The organism is Streptacidiphilus cavernicola (genome assembly GCF_042510955.1).
Lineage (GTDB): Bacteria > Actinomycetota > Actinomycetes > Streptomycetales > Streptomycetaceae > Streptacidiphilus > Streptacidiphilus cavernicola.
In genome coordinates this window covers 54995-72308 of record NZ_JBHFAB010000031.1, presented here as the reverse complement: position 1 = coordinate 72308, position 17314 = coordinate 54995, and the positions used below count along the sequence as shown (strand labels likewise).

Here is a 17314-nt window from a genome sequence, read left to right as displayed (position 1 = left end):
ACCAGGAGCGAGGGGGTGGCCGGATGGGCGCGGCACAGGGGCGGACGCAGTCGGCCGAGGAGATGATCGCGGAGGCGCGCAAGGCGTTCTTCGTGATGTTCGGCTTCATGGCGGTCATCTGGATCATTCAGATCGTCAACTGGGCCGGGAACTACCGGCTCGACCAGGAGTACGGGCTGATCCCGCTGCGGGTGGGCCGGCTGCCGGAGATCCTCACCTCGCCGTTCCTGCACTTCAGCTGGCAGCACATCGAGGGCAACTCCGGCCCGCTGTTCGTGTTCGGCTTCCTGGCCGCCTACCGGGGCGTGATCCGCTTCCTCTGGCTCACCCTGCTGGTCGCCCTGACCAGCGGCTTCGCCGTGTGGTTCTTCCAGGGCACGGACACCCTGGGGGTCGGCGCCAGCGGGCTGATCTTCGGCTACTTCGGCTACGTGGTGCTGCGCGGGATCTTCGACCGGCACCTGATCGACACCCTGATCGGGGTGGTGATGGCCGCCTCCTTCGCCTACCTGGTCACCATCGCGCTGCCGGGCACCCCCGGGGTGAGCTGGCTGGCGCACCTGGGCGGGCTGGTCGGCGGCATGGCCGGGGCCTGGCTGCTGCGCGACCGGCGGCCGAAGCCGGTGGCGGCGGCCCCCGAGCCCGCCGGGAGCCTCCCGGCGCAGCAGTCCCCCGGCCCGGGGCCGGTCGATCCCGGCCGCAGCGACCTGCACAAGGAACTGGGCGACCTCGGTCTGCTCTGAGCACCTGAGAAGCCCTGCATCAAACTGCCACGGAATCCACAGGGCGGCCACAGACCGACCTCATACGTTTCTCATCTGCTCTCGGCACCGTGTCGGCATGACCACAACTCCCGTTGCCTCCGCATCGGCTTCGGCCGACCTCCGCCGCCCCGACGGCTCCCCCGTGCGCGTGCTCGTGGTCGACGACGAGGCCCCGCTTGCCGACCTGCTGACGATGGCCCTGCGCTACGAGGGCTGGCAGACCAGCACCGCGGGGGACGGCGCGGAGGCGCTGCGCGGCGCCCGCGAGTTCCGCCCGGACGCGGTGATCCTGGACGTGATGCTGCCGGACATGAGCGGCCTTGAGGTGATGCGCCGGCTGCGCGCCGACCAGCACGACGTGCCGGTGCTGTTCCTCACCGCCAAGGACGCCGTCGAGGACCGGATCGCCGGGCTCACCGCAGGCGGCGACGACTACGTCACCAAGCCGTTCAGCCTGGAGGAGGTGGTGGCCCGGCTGCGCGGCCTGCTCCGCCGCTCCGGCGCGGCCGCCGCGCGGGCGGACTCGGTGCTGGTCGTCGGCGACCTAACGCTGGACGAGGACAGCCGCGAGGTGTTCCGCGGCGACGACTCGATCCGGCTCACCGCCACCGAGTTCGAGCTGCTGCGGTTCCTGATGCGGAACCCGCGCCGGGTGCTGAGCAAGCCTCAGATACTGGACCGGGTCTGGTCCTACGACTTCGGCGGCCAGGGCAACGTGGTCGAGCTGTACATCTCCTACCTGCGCCGCAAGATCGACGCCGGCCGGGCCCCGATGATCCACACCATGCGCGGGGCCGGCTACGTCCTCAAGCCCGCCGACGCGGGCGCGCCGAAGCGGTGAGCCCGGTGCCGGGAAGCGGGATCCGCCGCTGGTCCACCTGGTCGCTGCGGACCCGGCTCCTGGTCACCACCACGCTGATGCTGGCGGTGGTCTGCGGTGTGATAGCGCTGACCACCACGCTGCTGCTCAAGCAGGACCTGGACAGCGCCGCCAGCAACAAGCTGGCGTCGGCGTTCAGCCAGTCGATGGGCTTCGTGGACCAGCAGTCGCACGGCGGCCGTCCCCCGCTGGCGCGCGACCCGGGCGGCGACGGCGCGGGCGCCCCGGGCGCCGACGGCGGAGGCGCGCCCAGCAAGGTCTACTTCGTCGGCGGGCTCCCCGACGGGTCGATCGGCGCGGTGATCGACAACGGCACGATCACCGCGGCCACCACCCCGGACACCCTGAACGCCAGCGACCCCCGGGTGCACCAGCCCAAGGCGCTGGACCCGGCCAAGGTCACCGCACTGGCCGCGGTTCCGACCGGCACCGACCGCAAGGTGGCGCTGCCCGGCCTCGGCGACTACCTGGTCCGCTCCCAACTCACCGCCGGCGGCCAGACCCTGGTCGTCGGCGTGCCGCTGCACTACGGGGAGTCCCTGGTCAGCGAGCTGATCGCGGCCGAGGCCGTGGTCACCGTGGCGGGCCTGATCGCGGCCGGGTTCGTCACCTTCGCGCTGATCCGGATCTCGCTGAAGCCGCTGGACCGGGTCGCCGCCACCGCCGGACGCCTCTCCCGGCAGCCGCTGCACCGCGGCGAGGTCGGTGAGCTGGTCCGGGTGCCGGAGGCGGACACCGACCCGCGCACCGAGGCCGGGCAGGTCGGCGCCTCGCTGAACCGGCTGATCGAGCACGTCTCGGACGCCCTCGCCGCGCGGCACGCCAGCGAGACCCGGGTGCGCCAGTTCGTCGCCGACGCCAGCCACGAGCTGCGCACCCCGCTGGCCTCCATCGCCGGCTACGCCGAACTGACCCGGCGCGGCCGGGAGACCGTCCCGCCGGACACCGCGTACGCGCTGAGCCGGGTGGAGTCCGAGGCCGCGCGGATGACCCGGCTGGTCGAGGACCTGCTGCTGCTCGCCCGGCTGGACGCCGGACGCCCGCTGGAGCGCGCACCGCTGGACCTCTCCCCGCTGGTGGTGGACGCGGTGCGGGACGCCCACGCCGCCAACCCGGGCCACCGCTGGCAGCTGGACCTCCCGGACGACCCGGTCACCGTCGACGGCGACCCGCACCGGCTGCACCAGGTCCTGGTCAACCTGCTGGCCAATTCCGGCAAGCACACCCCGCCGGGGACGGTCGTCACCGCCTCCGTCGTCCCCGCGGGCGACTGCTGCGAACTGCGGATCACCGACGACGGCCCCGGCATCCCGGAGGCCCTGCTGCCCACCGTGTTCGAACGCTTTGCCCGCGGCGACGGCTCGCGCTCCCGCGCGGCCGGCAGCACCGGCCTCGGCCTGGCCATCGTCGCCGCGGTCACCGCCTCGCACGGCGGCCGGGTCAGCGTGCAGAGCGAGCCCGGCCGGACCGTCTTCGCGGTGCGGCTGCCGCTGTCGTCCGCCCAGGTCGGCGCGGTCGTCCAAGCGGCCCTGAACTGACAGTCCCGCCACAGCACCGGCATACGTCGGCGACAGGGCGGCGGGCGAGATTGGGGCCATGACCGAGACCGCACCGCAGTCCCCGTTCGTCCCCCCGCCCCCGCTCCCGGCCCCGCGGCCGGAACCCGCGGGGCCGGCCGAGCCGACGGCCGACCCGCGCTGGGCCCGGCCGGCCTTCGTCGGCCTGCTGCTGGCCACCGCCGTGCTCTACCTCTGGGGCCTCGGCGCCTCCGGCTGGGCCAACCAGTTCTACTCGGCGGCGGTCCAGGCCGGGACCGAGAGCTGGAAGGCGATGTTCTTCGGCTCCTCCGACGCCGCCAACTTCATCACCGTGGACAAACCCCCGGCGTCGCTGTGGGTGATGGAACTCTCCACCCGGATCTTCGGCGTCAACTCCTGGGCCATCCTGGTCCCGCAGGCCCTGGAAGGGGTCGCCACCGTCGCCGTGCTGTACGGGGCGGTCCGGCGCCGGTTCTCCCCGGCCGCCGGGCTGATCGCCGGGGCGGTGCTGGCGCTCACCCCGGTCGCGGCGCTGATGTTCCGCTTCAACAACCCGGACGCGATGCTGGCGCTGCTGCTCACCCTGGCCGGCTACGCCGTGCTGCGGGCCCAGGAGCAGGCGAAGACCCGCTGGCTGGTGCTGGCCGCGGCCTGCGTCGGCACCGCGTTCCTGGCCAAGACCCTGCAGGCGTTCCTGATCCTGCCCGCGCTCGGCACCGTCTACCTGGCCTTCGCGCCGACCGGGATGTGGCGGCGGATCAGGCAGTTGCTGGTCGCCACACTGGTCCTGCTGGTCAGCGGCGGCTGGTGGGTCGCGGTCGTGGAGCTGACCCCGGCGGCGTACCGGCCGTTCATCGGCGGCAGCCAGGACAACAGCTTCCTCCAACTGACCTTCGGCTACAACGGCTTCGGCCGGCTCAGCGGGTCCGAGACCGGCAGCGTGGGCGGGGGCGGTGCGGGCGGCGGAGGCGGTGCGGGCGGCGGGATGTGGGGCAGTACCGGCCTGGGCCGGCTGTTCGGCTCGGACATGGGCGGGCAGATCGCCTGGCTGCTTCCGGCCGCGCTGCTGCTGCTCGCCGTCGGTGTGGTCCTGACCTGGCGCGCGCCCAGGACGGACGGCCGTCGGGCCGCGTTCGCGCTGTGGGGGATCGCGCTGCTGACCACGTTTCTGACGTTCAGTCTGATGAAGGGGATCTTCCACCCGTACTACAACGTCGCGCTGGCCCCGTACATCGCGGCGCTGGTCGGCATGGGCAGCGTGCTGCTGTGGGAGCGGCGGCAGAGCTGGTTCGCCTCGGTCGCCCTGGCGGTGACCCTGGCCGCGACGGCGGTCTGGTCCTTCGTCCTGCTGGGCCGCAGTGGGGACTGGTTCCCCTGGCTCCGGTACGCGGTGCTGATCGTCGGGATGCTGGCGGCGCTGGGCCTGGTCCTGGTCGGCTACCTCCCCAAGGGCGCGGCGCGGGGGCTGGCAGCGGTCGGCCTGGTCGCGGCCCTGGCCGGGCCGACGGCGTACACGCTGCAGACGGTAGCCACGGCGCACGGCGGGTCGCTGCCTACGGCGGGCCCGACAGTCTCCTCCGGAGGGGGGTTCCCTGGCGGGGGCGGAGGGTTCCCGGGCGGGGGCGGGTTCCCCGGCGGGGCGGGGGCCGCGGGGGGCGGCGGCGGTGCGGGGGGTGCGGGAGGCGCTGCTGGTGGCGGGCGGGGGTTCCCTGGCGGGACCCCGCCGCAGGCCGGAGGCAGTGTTCCCGGTGGGACGGCTGGCGGCGGGGCCGGTGGGACGACGGGCGGCGGCACGGGCGGTGCAGCGGGTGGCGCGGCTGGCGGCGGGGTCGGTGTTCCCGGTGGGGCTGGGCAGTTCGGTGGGGGTGGTGGCGGTCAGCGGGGTGGAGCTGGTGGCGGTGGCACGTTCCTGAACGGGTCCACGCCCGGGGCTGCGATCACCTCCCTCCTCAAGAAGGACGCCTCCGCCTACACCTGGGTCGCCGCGGCGATCGGCTCGCAGAACGCCTCCGGCTACCAACTGGCCACCGGCGACCCGGTGATGTCCATCGGCGGCTTCAACGGCACCGACCCGGCGCCGACCCTGGCCCAGTTCGAGCAGTACGTCCGCAGCGGGAAGATCCACTACTTCATCGGCGGCGGCATCGGAATGGGCGGAGGCGGCGGGACCGGCGGCAGCGGTGACTCCTCCCAGATCTCCACCTGGGTCGCGGCCCACTACACCGCCAGCACGGTGGGCGGCGTCACGGTCTACGACCTCACCAAGGCCAAGACGACCGGCTGACCCTCCGTCGGACCCCGGGACGGCACGCGCGCACGGCGGCACCCACCGCCGAGCCCGCGTGCCGTCCCGTCAGGCGTCCGTCCCGTCAGGTAGGCAGCTGCGCAGGGCCGCCCACTCCGCTCCCGCGTAGTCGGCCGCAGTGCGGCGGAGCCGCGAGACGGCGCGGCAACCGCCGCTACGGCGAAGGCCGACCCCACCAGCGCCGCGCGAACCGCCCCCGCCCCCCGTCAGGCGTCCGTCTCGGCGCGGCCCCGACGCCAGTAGCCCATGAACGTCACAGCCTCCCGCGGGAACCCGCGGTCGTTGACGAGGTGTCGGCGCAGCGCGCGGACCTGGGCCGCCTCCCCGGCGATCCAGGCATACGGGGTGCCCAGCGGAAAGCTGGACCGGGCCACCGCGTCGGCCAGCGCGGCGTCGCCGTGCAGCCAGTGGACGCGGTCGCCGTCCACCCCCGGAAGGGCCTGACGGTCGGCCGGGTCGGTCGCGTGCACGTACACCCGCACCGGAAACCCCGTCGGCAGCGTCTCCAGGATCGCCCCGATCGCGGGCAGCGCCGTCTCGTCGCCCGCGAGCAGCACCCAGGCCGCGTCGTCCGGGAGCAGGAACTCGACTCCGCCCGCGTCCGACGCGGCCGGGCCGAAGACGGCGACGCGGTCGCCCGCGCGGGCGCCGCGGGCCCAGCGTGAGGCCGGGCCTTCGGCCGAACCCCCGTGCAGCGCCAGGTCGATGTCGATCTCGCCGACGTCGGGCCGCTGGGCGCGGACGGTGTAGGTGCGCATGACCGGCCGCCAGGCGGCGGGCATCCGCTGCCAGGCGCGGTACCAGCCGTCCGCGCCGTCCTGGTCCGGGAGCAGCGGTTCGGTCTGGCCCTCCTGCGGGAGCAGCAGCTTGACCCGCTGGTCGCGTCCGCCGTTGACGAAACCGGCCAACCCCTCGCCGCCGAAGGTCACCCGGACCATGCCCGGGGTGAGCGGCTCGGTGCGGACCACCTCGACCGAGAAGAGACGGAACGGCGAGACGGCGGTGGCGGTGGCGGTGGCGGCTGCGGGCATGGGGGCTCCTGGGCGACCGAGTAGTTAGGTTAGGCTGACCTAACTATGACACAGCTATCCGCCCTCCGCCGAGGCTTGCTGCTCTCCGCGGCCCTCCTGCTGCTGCTCTGCGCCGCGAGCCTCGCGGTCGGGGCCAAGGAGATCCCGCTGGGGCAGGTGTGGCACGGCCTCGCCCACCCCACCGGCACCGAGGACGACGTGATCGTCCGTTCGCTGCGGCTCCCCCGCACCCTCGTCGCCGTCGCCGCCGGAGCCGCCCTCGGGCTGTCCGGGACGCTGATGCAGGCGCTGACCCGGAACCCGCTCGCCGACCCCGGTCTGCTCGGGGTCAGCACCGGCGCCTCCGCCGCCGTGGTCAGCGCGATCGCGTTCCTCGGCGTGGGCAGCACCGGCGGCTACCTCTGGTTCGCCCTGGCCGGGGCCGGGGTCGCGACGGTGCTGGTCTGCGCGCTGGGCGGGCTCGGCGGGTCCTCCCCGGTGCGGCTGGCGCTGGCCGGGACGGCCGTCAGCGCCGCGCTGGTCGGCTACATCACCGGCGTCGAACTGCTGCACCAGCAAGCCTTCGACCAGCTGCGGATGTGGTCGGTCGGCTCGCTGTCCGGGAGCAGCGCCGCCGCGCTGCTCGCCTGCCTGCCGTTCCTGCTGGTCGGCCTGGCGCTGTGCGCCGCCGTGGCCCGCCCGCTGAACGCGCTGGCCCTCGGCGAGGACGCCGCCCGCGCGGTCGGCGTCCGGGTCGGCGGGACCCGCGCGCTGGGAATCCTCGCCGTCACCCTGCTCTGCGGAGCGGCGACGGCGCTGTGCGGGCCGGTCTCCTTCATCGGCCTGATGATCCCTCACGCGGTGCGCGCCCGTACCGGACCCGACCTGCGCCGGATCCTCCCGTACGCGCTGCTGCTCTCCCCCTCGCTGCTGCTGGCGGCGGACATCGCCGGACGGCTGCTCGGCAGCCCCGGCGAGGTCCCGGCCGGGGTGACCACGGCGGTGATCGGGGCGCCGGTGTTCATCGCCCTGGTCCGCGGGCGCGGACGCGGGCGCGTCGGCGCCGGCGACCGCGCCCGCCGCGCCCCCGCGGCGGTGCGGCCGTGAGCGCGGGACGGACGGCGCAGCGGCTGCGCACCGTCCGCGGTCCGGGGCGGACCAGCCTGCGGGTGTCGCCGCGGGCCTGCGCCGCGGTCGGCGGGCTCACCCTCGCGGCGCTCGCCATGGGCGTGCTGGCGCTCGGCACCGGCGCGTACCCGCTGTCACCGCCGGAGGTACTGCGCACCCTGGCCGGACACGGCCCGGCCGGCGCCGACTTCATCGTCAACGGGCTGCGGCTGCCCCGGGTCACCGACGGCCTGCTGGTCGGCGCAGCCCTGGGGCTGAGCGGCGCGCTGTTCCAGTCGCTCACCCGCAACCCGCTCGGCAGCCCCGACATCGTCGGCCTCAGCCAGGGTTCGGCGACCGGCGCGCTCACGGTGATCCTGCTGCTCGGCGGCGGCACCGTCGCGACCGCCGCCGGAGCCGTCCTCGGCGGGCTGGCGACCGCCCTCGCGGTGTACCTGCTGGCCTGGCGCGAGGGGGTGTCAGGACTGCGCCTGGTGCTGGTCGGCATCGGGGTGTCCGCGCTGCTCGCGGCCGTCAACGGCTACCTGCTCAGCCGGGCCGGGGTGAACGAGGCCACCGAGGCGCTGACCTGGATCGTCGGCAGCCTGGCCGACCGCGGCTGGGGCGACGTCGCCGTGGTCGGCACCGGTCTGCTGCTGCTCGCCCCGCCCGCCCTGGTGTACGGGCGGGCCCTGGCGGTGCTGGAACTCGGCGACGACACCGCCGCCGCGCTCGGCGTAGCGGCCGACCGCACCCGCTTCGTCCTGCTCGCGGCGGGCACCGGGCTGACCGCGCTGGCGGTGGCCGCCGCCGGACCGATCCCGTTCGTGGCGCTGGCCGCGCCGCACCTCGCCCGACGCCTGAGCCGCCGTCCGGGGCCGGGCCTGGTCGCCTCCGCCTGCTCGGGAGCGCTGCTCACAGTGGCCGCGGACTGGCTCGCCCAACGCATCGTCCCGAACGCGGCGCTGCCGGTGGGAGTGGTCGCCGCAGTACTGGGCGGCCTCTACCTCACCGCCTCCCTCCTCACCCGCCGCCCCCGCTGACGCCGCCGTCCGACCCAGCAACCCGCACCCATCACCTCACAAACAGTCAACCGGCTTGACCATTCCAGGAGACGCCCATGCCCCGCCTCGCCGCCCACGACGTCACCCTGGCCTACCAGGGCCGCACCGTCGCCGAGGGTCTGGACGTCGCCATCCCCGACGACTCGTTCACGGTGATCATCGGCCCCAACGCCTGCGGCAAGTCCACCCTGCTCCGCGCCCTGGGCCGCATCCTGCGGCCCACCCGCGGCGCGGTCCACCTGGACGGGCAGGCCATCGCCTCGCTGCCGGCCCGTCAGGTCGCCCGCCGACTCGGCCTGCTGCCGCAGGGCCCGACCGCGCCCGACGGCATCACCGTCGCCGAACTCGTCGCCCGCGGACGGCATCCGCACCAGGGCCTGTTCCGGCAGTGGTCGCCGCGCGACGAGCAGGTGGTCGCCCAGTCGCTGGCGGCGACCGGCACCACCGCGCTGGCCGAGCGCTACGTGGACGAGCTGTCCGGCGGCCAGCGGCAGCGGGTGTGGCTGGCGATGTGCCTCGCCCAGGAGACCCCGCTGCTGCTGCTGGACGAGCCGACCACCTACCTCGACATCGCGCACCAGGTCGAATTGCTGGACCTCTGCGCGGAGTTGCACGAGCACCAGGGCCGGACCCTGGTCGCCGTGCTGCACGACCTCAACCAGGCGGCCAGGTACGCCACCCATCTGATCGCGATGCGCGACGGCGCGGTGGTGGCCGAGGGCGACCCGTCCGCGATCGTGACGGCCGAACTGGTGGAGCAGGTGTTCGGACTGCGCTGCCGGGTGATCGAGGACCCGGAGAGCGGCACTCCACTGGTGATCCCGCTGGCCCGGAGTCAGGCCGCGTCGACCAGCTGCATCGATCATCAGATAAGGTAAGCCTAACCTTAGTTAAACCGGAAAGGGCCCGCACCCATGCTCCGCACCCCCTCCCGCCGCTCGATCCTCCTCGGCGGAGCCGGCCTCGCCGCCGCCGCCGGTCTCACCGCCTGTACCAGCACCAGCAGTTCGACCAAGCCCCAGAGCGACCAAAGCACCAGCGCAAACATCAACACCGCCTTCCCCGCCACCGTCGCGCACAAGTACGGCAGCACCACCGTGCGCACCGCCCCGACCCGGATCGCCTCCGACGGCTACACCGACCACGACGCCGTGCTCGCCCTCGGCCTGGTCCCGGTCGGGCTGCGCCAGTGGATCCCGGAGTGGAAGCAGGGCGTGGGCCCCTGGGCCATCGCCGCGCTGCGGGGCGAGCAGCCGAAGATCTGGGCCGACACCACCGTCCCCTACGAGAAGATCGCGGCGCTCGCGCCGGACCTGGTGCTCGACGTGAACAGCGGGCTGACCGGGGCCGACTACGCCAAGCTGTCCCGGATCGCGCCGACCGTCGCCCAGGCCAAGGGCTACGTCGACTACGGCACCCCCTGGGACGTCGGCTCGCTGATGATCGCCGAGGCGCTGGGCCGCAAGGCCGAGATGCAGAAGCTGATCGACGCGGTCCAGGCGAAGTTCGCCGCCGCACGGGCCGCGCACCCGGAACTCGCCGGGAAGACGGCGAACATCATGACCTACAGCGGTCCCGGCACCTACAACGCCTATGCCGGCGAGGACACCCGGGGGCGCTTCGTCACCTCCCTGGGCATGCACGTGCCCGCCGCGGTCGACAAGGCGGCCGGGAGCCAGTTCTACGCCGAGATCAGCCCGGAGAAGGCGGACCTGCTGAACGCCGACGTGCTGATCCTCGGCAGCTACGGCGCCGGGACCAAGGCCGCATTCGAGAAGGACAAGGTCATGCAGAGCCTGGACGTGGTGAAGCGGGGCAACTGCCTCTTCATCGAGGACGACGACGTGGTGATGGCCATGTCGTCGTCCACCGTGCTGAGCCTGCCCTTCGCGATCGACAAGGCCGTGCCGCTGATCGCCGGAGCCGTCAGGAAGCAGTGACCCGGGTCAGCGCATCCGGACCGCCGCGCCGGTCACCCGCACCCTCCGGTCGCCGTCCCGCAGCTCCACCCGGAGCACCCCCGGCCGCCCCAGATCCGCCCCCTGGTACAGGGTGAGCACCGCCGCCGGGGCCACAGCGCCCAGCTCCCGCAGGTACGCGCCGAAGGCCGCCGCCGCGGCGCCGGTGGCCGGGTCCTCGACCACGCCGCCGATCGGGAACGGGTCGCGGACGTGGAAGGTGTGCGCGTCCTCGCGCCACACCAGCTGCAGCGTGGTCAGGTCACGCTGCGTCATATAGGCGGCCAGGCCGTCGAAGTCGTACGCCAGGTCGGCGAGCCGCTCCCGGGTGCGCGCCGCGAGGACCAGGTGCCGGGCCCCGGCGTAGGCGATCCGCGGCGGGAGCGCGGGGTCGAGGTCGCCCGGCTGCCAGTCGAGCAGCCGCAGCGCCTCCGCGACGTCCGCCTCGGGCAGGCCATCCACCCGGGGGTCGACACTGGTCAGCGTCGCCTCCCCGGCGCCGACGCGGACCGGGACGTCCCCGGACCTGGTGCGGAACAGCAGTTCCCCCGGCCCGGTCAGACAGTCGGCCAGGGCCACCGCCGCGGCCACCGTGGCATGCCCGCAGAACGCCACCTCGGCCTTGGGGCTGAAGTAGCGGACGTCGAAGCCCCAGCCGTCACCCTGGTGACGTTCCGTCACAAACGCGGTCTCCGAGTAGCCCACCTCGGCAGCCGCCGCGAGCATCTCCGCGTCGTCCAGGCCGCGGGCGTCGAGGACGACGCCGGCCGGGTTGCCGCCGTCCGGATCGGTGCTGAACGCCGTGTAGCGAAGGATCTCCATGCCCGGACAACGGAGCGCCCCGGCGACTTGTTCCACCCGGAAAGACTCCGCAACATCCACTGAAAGATTCTGCAAGAACTTGCCGCAGGAGTATTGACGCACCCTCGTCACCCCGAGCATGGTCAGGCCAACACCCCTCCACCCAGGGAGCTCCTGATGAGACGTTCGCATCCGCACCGACGCGGCGGCAGGCTTCGAGCCGTCCTCGCCTCCGGCGCACTGATCACGGCGGGCGTCGTCCCGCTGACCCTGGCCGCCACCGCCGGGACCGCCCACGCCGCCATGAACAACAGCGACGTCATCGCCAACCTGTTCATGTGGAACTGGAAGTCGGTGGGCAACGAGTGCAGCACCGTGCTCGGCCCGTCCGGCTACGGCGGCGTGCAGGTCGCGCCCCCGCAGGACTCCACCACCGCGCCGGGACACCCCTGGTGGGAGATCTACCAGCCGGTCGACTACAACCTGACCAGCAGGATGGGCAACGAGGCGCAGTTCGCCGCCATGGTCAGCAGCTGCCGCGCGGCCGGGGTCAAGGTCTACGTCGACGCCGTGATCAACCACATGACCGGCCAGGGCAGCAGCTCCTACGGCGGGGTCACCAACTACAGCAAGTACAACTACCCCGGGCTGTACTCCAGCGCGGACTTCCACAACTACCCGGCCGACTGCCCCGAGTCGGACGACCAGATCCACGACTGGAACAACTTCACCGAGGTCACCAAGTGCGAGCTGTCGGACCTCTCCGACCTCCGCACCGAGTCGGACTACGTCCGCACCGAGATCGCCGGGTACCTCAACAAGCTGATCGGCTACGGGGTCTCCGGCTTCCGGGTCGACGCCGCCAAGCACATCGGCCAGACCGACCTGGCCGCGATCGAGTCCAAGCTCAACACCACCGCCGACGGCACCGCCCCGTACATCGCCCAGGAAGTCGCGCTCGGCAGCTCCGGCCAGCTGGCCCCGTCCGCCTTCGAGGGCACCGGCAGCCTGCTCGGCTTCGACTACGCCGACGACCTGGCCCAGCAGTTCAACGGCAACATCGCCAACCTGAAGACCTTCGGCTCCTCCTGGGGCCTGCTGCCCAGCGACAAGGAACTGGTCTTCGTCGAGAACCACGACACCGAGCGGGACGGTTCCACCCTCAGCTACAAGTCCGGCGCGACCAACACCCTCGCCACCGAGTTCGAACTCGCCTGGGGCTACGGCACCCCCGAGGTCTACGCCGGGTTCGACTTCAACGGCCGGGACGACTCGCCGCCGGCCGACGGCAACGGCTTCGTCACCGACACCGCCTGCGGCAGCGGCTGGGAGTGCACCGACCGGATCACCGGGGTGAACCACCTGGTCGCCTGGCACAACCACACCGCCGGGCAGTCCGTCGCCAACTGGTACGACGACGGGTCCAACCTGATCGCCTTCAGCCGCGGCAACGCCGGCTGGATCGCCATCAACAACGAGGGCTCGGCGCAGACCAAGACCTTCGCCACCGGCCTCGCCGCCGGCACCTACTGCGACATCGTGCACGGCGCAGTGAGCGGCGGGAGCTGCACCGGCCCGACCGTCACCGTGGACGGCAGCGGCAACGCGAGTGTCACCGTCCCGGCCAAGGACTCGGTCGCCTTCGACAGCACCGACCTGGTCACCGGCGGCTCCGCGTCACCGACCCCGACCCCGACCCCGACCGCCAGCACCAACCCCACCGGCGGCGTCACCGAGACCTTCACCGTCGCGGGCGCCCCGAGCAGCGCGCCGATCTACCTCACCGGCTCGATCGCCGCACTGTCCGACTGGGCGCCGGCCAGCGCGATCCCGATGACCCAGAACGGCGCCTACTGGACCGTCACGGTCAGCGGCCTGCCCGTCTCGACGGCGGTGCAGTACAAGTACATCGCCCGGGACTCCTCCGGCAACGTCACCTGGGAGCCGGGCGGCAACATGGCGCTGACCACGGCGTCGAGCGGCTCGGCCGCGGTCAGCGACGTCTGGACCGGCTCCGGCGCAACAGCGTCGCCGTCCGCCGGCGCTACCCCGACCCCGTCCGCCAGCACTGCCGGAACCGTCAGCGAGACGTTCAAGGAGAACGCCAGCACCGTCCTCGGCCAGAACATCTACGTGGTCGGCTCGATCCCGGCCCTCGGCAACTGGAACACCGGCAGCGCGGTCCTGCTCTCCTCCGCGACCTACCCGGTCTGGGCCGGGACGCTGTCCCTGCCGTCCGGCACCGCCTTCGAGTACAAGTACATCAAGAAGGACGGCAGCGGAAACGTCACCTGGGAGAGCGGAGCCAACCGCACCGCCACCTCCCCGGCGTCCGGCTCCGCCACCCTCAACGACAGCTGGAAGTAACCCACCCACGATCGCCCGTGGCCCGACCCGCCCTACGGGCCACGGGCCACGGGCCACGGGCGATCAGTCCTGCACCGCCACCCTCCCCTTGCGCAGCACCAGCACCCGGTCCGACCTGGCGGCCAGGGCCTGGTTGTGGGTGACCACCACCACGCAGGTGTTCTGCTGGTGCGCCAGCCGCTGGAAGATGCCGATGATGCCGTCGGCGGTTTCCTCGTCCAGGTTCCCGGTGGGCTCGTCGGCGAAGAGGATGTCCACGTCGCAGGCCAGGGCGCGGGCGATGGCGACCCGCTGCTGCTGGCCCCCGGAGAGCTTGAGCACGTTGCGGCCGACCAGGTCCTCGTCGAGGCCGACCTCGGCCAGCAGTTCCCTGGCACGGGCCTTGCGCCGCCCGCTCGCCGGCCTGCTGCCGGTGATCTCCATCGCCGCGGTCACGTTCTGCAGCGCCGTCATATAGGTGAGCAGGTTGTACTGCTGGAAGACGGTGGCGGCATGCCGGTTGCGGTAGCGGCCCAGGCCGAGCCGGGACAGCTCCTGACCGTCGAAGCGGATGCTGCCCTTCGTCGGGCTGTCCAGTCCGCTGGCCAGACTGAGCAGCGTGGTCTTGCCGCTGCCGGAGGGGCCCAGCACGGTGGAGAAGGTGCCGCGTTCAAAGCTCAGGTCGATCTGCTTGAGCACCGTGGTCCGGCGTCGCCCGCTCTGGTAGGCGTGGCTGACGCCGGACAACTGGAGCACGGGAGGAGCAGCGGAAACAGTGGGAGCGTTCATCGTGGTCACTTTCCCTTGCTGAGGATGCGGCGGGGGTTGAGGCGCAGCGCGGAGGCAGCCGGGACGACGGTGGCCAGCAGGCCGATCCCCAGCCCCGCGCCGGCGACCGCGCCCAGGTCCGAGGGCCGCAGCCGGACGGTCATCCGGTCGATCGGCGCGACGCCCTTGACCGGCGCCGAGTCGGGGTCGATGCCCTGCTCAAGACCGGTGGAACCGGGCGGCGGCGGGCGCCAGGCGTCGATCTTCTGCTGTGCGGAGGCGGCCTCGCCGCGCAGCAGCGCGTCCCCGGCCCACTGGGTCAGGCTCTGCGCGAACAGCGAGCTCAGCCCGACCGCGAGGACCGCGACGACCACGGTCTCCACGCACTGCTGGGCGACCAGCCTGCCCTTCCGCTCACCCAGCGCCAGCAGCACGCCGAACTCGGTGCGGCGCTGCTTGACCGCGAGCGCGGCCAGCAGCCCCAGCACCAGCGCACCGGCGACGCCGATCAGCCACATGGCCGCGGTCGCCGCGCCGGTGACGCTGTCCAGCGGGCCGGTCATCTGCTGGAGGGCCTTGTCGTTGATGCTGAGCTTGAACCCCTGCATTGCCTTCCCCGCCGTCTGCCGGGCCGCTGCCTGGAACGCGCCGAAGTCGGCGGCGTCCTTCAGCTGGAAGGTGGCTCCCTGCAGTTGCGTCGGCCCGTGGCCGCCCCCGGAGTTGAGCCGGCCCAGCGCGGCGGCCGGGACGATCAGCCGGTCCCCGGGGAACTGCTGGTAGTCGGGGTCGGGCTGGTCGGAGGGGTCCCGGTAGACGCCCTTGACCGTGAACACGGCCTTGGCCTTGCCGGCCGGGTCGTTCTCGGACAGCGTGAGCCGGTCGCCGACCTTGAGGTGGTTCTTGGCGGCCAGCCGCTCCTCGATCAGGATCTCGTCGCGGCCCTGGTCGGCCGCGGTGATGGGCGCGCCGGACAGCAGCGTCCAGGCGCCGCTGGCGAAGCCGGGGAGCAGCGAGGAGTCCCGGACCCCGGTGGCCAGCGTGTAGGTGGCGGGCGCACCGGCGAACACCGGCTTGTCGCTGACCAGTCGGGGACCGCCGAGCAGCTGGGTGCCGTCGACGTAGGTGTAGTTGTACCTGGACACCAGCGGGGAGCCGCCGATCCGGTCCACCACGTCCGACCCGATCTGCGGGGCCTGGAGCTGGCTGCCGGACATGCTGCTGAGGTCGGGCCCCAGGGTGACCGCGGCGCCCAGGGTGCGCCTGGCGCCGTCCGCGGCCCGTCCGGTGGCGCTCCCGATGAGGATGCCGGCCAGCACCGTGGTGCAGACGACCAGGAAGGTGCTCAGCGTGATCAGGGTCCTGGCCTTGCGCGACCACAGGCTCAGGCCCGCGCGTTTGACGAAGTTCATGGGAGTTCGGCCTATTCGGTGTCGGTGAGGATGGAACGGGGGTGCAGCCGGAGGATGCCGATGCCCGGGAGGACGGTGGAGACCAGGGAGATGCCGAGGCCGATCCCGGCGACCCTGCCGAGGTCGCCCGCCCCCATCCGGACCTGCGGCGCAGCCAGCACCTGGCCGGACCCCGCGCTGTGCTGGGCGTGGGCGAGCAGTGCCGTACCGGCCTGCTGGGCCAGGGACTGGCCGGCCAGTGCGGCCAGGGCCAGAGCAGGCAGCAGGACGGCGGTGACCTCCACCGTGTGCTGGCCGATGAGCTTCCACTTCTTCTCGCCGAGGGCGAGCAGCATCCCCAACTCGGCCCGCCGCTCCCTGATCGCCATGGCCACGATGAGGCCGAGGACGACCGCGCCGGACAGCGCGATCAGCCGGACCAGGACCGCCACGAACGCCCCGACCTGCTGCAACGGCACGACCTGGTCCCGGTAGGCCTTGTCGTTGACGTCGAAGCGGAAGCCGTCGGAGGAGCCGAGCAGCCGGGCTGCCTCGGCGTGCAACCGCCGTGCCTGCGCCGGGGAGCCGATCCGGAAGACCGCCTCCTCCGGCCGGTCGCCGAAGCCCAGCGCGGATAGCGCGGCGACCGGGACGTACACCTGGTTCGCGGCCAGCCCGCTGGGCGCCGTCCACTGCGGCGGGTCCGGACGGGAGTCCTGGTACAGGCCGACGATGCGGAAGGAGTCACTGCGGCGGCCGTCGGGAGAGGTCAGCACGACCGGGTCGCCGACCTTCAGCCGGTTCGCCGCGGCGAAGCGCTGCTCGACCAGGGCGACCTTGCGGTGCGCGTCCTGCGCGGTGATGCCGCGGCCGGAGACGACGGCGGTGTTCCCGACGGCGAAGTCCAGCAGCATCCCCGAGTCCCGGACGCCGTCCACCGACAGCGCGTCGCTGCCCTGGCCGCCCCCATCGCCCGGCGCCCGCGGCTTCGGCAGGGTCGAGGCCACCGGGACGGCGCCGCGCGGACTGCTCAGTCCGCGCAGCACCGGGTTGTAGCGCAGCACCGGCGGCGCCGACCCGATCCGGTCGGCCAGCCGCGAGGTCAGCACGGGGGAACGCACGGTGACGTCCACCCCGATCCGCCGCTGCGCCGCCGCCTCCTGGCGGGCGGTCGCACCCTGGAGCAGGAAGCCGCCGAGCAGCAGCGTGCAGAGCACCAGGAAAACGCCGAGCAGAATGCCGGTCTTTCCTTTTCGGGCCAGCAGGCTGAAGCCGGCCCGTTTGACGAAGTTCATGGGGAGAACAAGAGCAGCCGGCCCCGCGCAATCGGATAAGGCCCGTTACCGCGGCATAAAACCGCAGGTCCTTTATCTCTTCGCAAACCC

General features: G+C 73.0%; 14 protein-coding genes. 9 read left to right on the top strand and 5 right to left on the bottom strand.

Annotation, left to right across the window (positions count from 1 at the left end; genetic code table 11):
• Positions 1-23 precede the first annotated feature (23 nt).
• The 4 genes from ACEZDE_RS30470 to ACEZDE_RS30455 all read left to right on the top strand — a co-directional run bounded on the left by ACEZDE_RS30470 (position 24) and on the right by ACEZDE_RS30455 (position 5466).
• On the top strand, positions 24-743 hold the full coding sequence (locus tag ACEZDE_RS30470; RefSeq protein ID WP_380543169.1) for a rhomboid family intramembrane serine protease: 720 nt from the start codon (positions 24-26) through the stop codon (positions 741-743).
• 97 nt (positions 744-840) lie between these two features.
• Positions 841-1605 carry a response regulator transcription factor gene (locus tag ACEZDE_RS30465; protein ID WP_380543166.1) on the top strand — a complete coding sequence of 255 codons (765 nt, stop codon included), beginning with the start codon at positions 841-843 and terminating at the stop codon, positions 1603-1605.
• Between the two features lie 77 nt (positions 1606-1682).
• On the top strand, positions 1683-3182 hold the full coding sequence (locus ACEZDE_RS30460) for a sensor histidine kinase (RefSeq protein ID WP_449341721.1): 1500 nt from the start codon (positions 1683-1685) through the stop codon (positions 3180-3182).
• 58 nt (positions 3183-3240) lie between these two features.
• Positions 3241-5466: an ArnT family glycosyltransferase gene (locus ACEZDE_RS30455; protein WP_380543159.1), complete on the top strand. Its 2226-nt coding sequence runs from the start codon at positions 3241-3243 to the stop codon at positions 5464-5466.
• Positions 5467-5693: 227 nt separating this feature from the next.
• Here the strand turns inward: ACEZDE_RS30455 and ACEZDE_RS30450 are convergent, their stop codons facing one another.
• Positions 5694-6518, bottom strand: coding sequence for a siderophore-interacting protein (locus ACEZDE_RS30450; RefSeq protein WP_380543156.1), 825 nt, complete (start codon positions 6516-6518; stop codon positions 5694-5696).
• Between the two features lie 45 nt (positions 6519-6563).
• Between ACEZDE_RS30450 and ACEZDE_RS30445 the strand changes: the two genes are divergently transcribed.
• The 4 genes from ACEZDE_RS30445 (at position 6564) to ACEZDE_RS30430 (ending at position 10608) form a co-directional block, all read left to right on the top strand.
• Positions 6564-7604, top strand: a complete 1041-nt coding sequence (locus ACEZDE_RS30445; RefSeq protein ID WP_380543153.1) for a FecCD family ABC transporter permease — start codon at positions 6564-6566, stop codon at positions 7602-7604.
• A complete protein-coding gene (locus ACEZDE_RS30440) occupies positions 7601-8647 on the top strand; it encodes a FecCD family ABC transporter permease (RefSeq protein WP_380543150.1) in 1047 nt (348 codons plus the stop codon). Before ACEZDE_RS30445 ends, ACEZDE_RS30440 begins: the two co-directional genes overlap by 4 nt.
• A 77-nt stretch (positions 8648-8724) precedes the next feature.
• The gene (locus ACEZDE_RS30435; protein WP_380543147.1) at positions 8725-9546 is read left to right on the top strand and encodes an ABC transporter ATP-binding protein; all 822 of its coding nucleotides are present in this window, start codon (positions 8725-8727) and stop codon (positions 9544-9546) included.
• Positions 9547-9582: 36 nt separating this feature from the next.
• Positions 9583-10608 (top strand): iron-siderophore ABC transporter substrate-binding protein, encoded by a 1026-nt coding sequence (locus tag ACEZDE_RS30430; protein ID WP_380543144.1) that lies wholly within the window; start codon positions 9583-9585, stop codon positions 10606-10608.
• 6 nt (positions 10609-10614) lie between these two features.
• Here the strand turns inward: ACEZDE_RS30430 and ACEZDE_RS30425 are convergent, their stop codons facing one another.
• Entirely contained in the window at positions 10615-11448 is an 834-nt protein-coding gene (locus ACEZDE_RS30425; RefSeq protein WP_380543141.1) for a PhzF family phenazine biosynthesis protein, read from the bottom strand.
• A gap of 156 nt (positions 11449-11604) precedes the next feature.
• Here ACEZDE_RS30425 and ACEZDE_RS30420 point away from each other — a divergent pair, with 156 nt between their 5' ends.
• Positions 11605-13794 carry a carbohydrate-binding module family 20 domain-containing protein gene (locus ACEZDE_RS30420; protein ID WP_380543138.1) on the top strand — a complete coding sequence of 730 codons (2190 nt, stop codon included), beginning with the start codon at positions 11605-11607 and terminating at the stop codon, positions 13792-13794.
• A 63-nt stretch (positions 13795-13857) separates the two neighbouring features.
• Here the strand turns inward: ACEZDE_RS30420 and ACEZDE_RS30415 are convergent, their stop codons facing one another.
• The 3 genes from ACEZDE_RS30415 to ACEZDE_RS30405 are packed head-to-tail and all read right to left on the bottom strand — an operon-like array spanning position 13858 to position 17224.
• The gene (locus ACEZDE_RS30415; RefSeq protein ID WP_380543135.1) at positions 13858-14529 is read right to left on the bottom strand and encodes an ABC transporter ATP-binding protein; all 672 of its coding nucleotides are present in this window, start codon (positions 14527-14529) and stop codon (positions 13858-13860) included.
• 38 nt (positions 14530-14567) lie between these two features.
• Positions 14568-15950 carry an ABC transporter permease gene (locus tag ACEZDE_RS30410; RefSeq protein ID WP_380543131.1) on the bottom strand — a complete coding sequence of 461 codons (1383 nt, stop codon included), beginning with the start codon at positions 15948-15950 and terminating at the stop codon, positions 14568-14570.
• Positions 15951-15961: 11 nt separating this feature from the next.
• On the bottom strand, positions 15962-17224 hold the full coding sequence (locus ACEZDE_RS30405; RefSeq protein WP_380543128.1) for an ABC transporter permease: 1263 nt from the start codon (positions 17222-17224) through the stop codon (positions 15962-15964).
• Positions 17225-17314 lie beyond the last annotated feature (90 nt).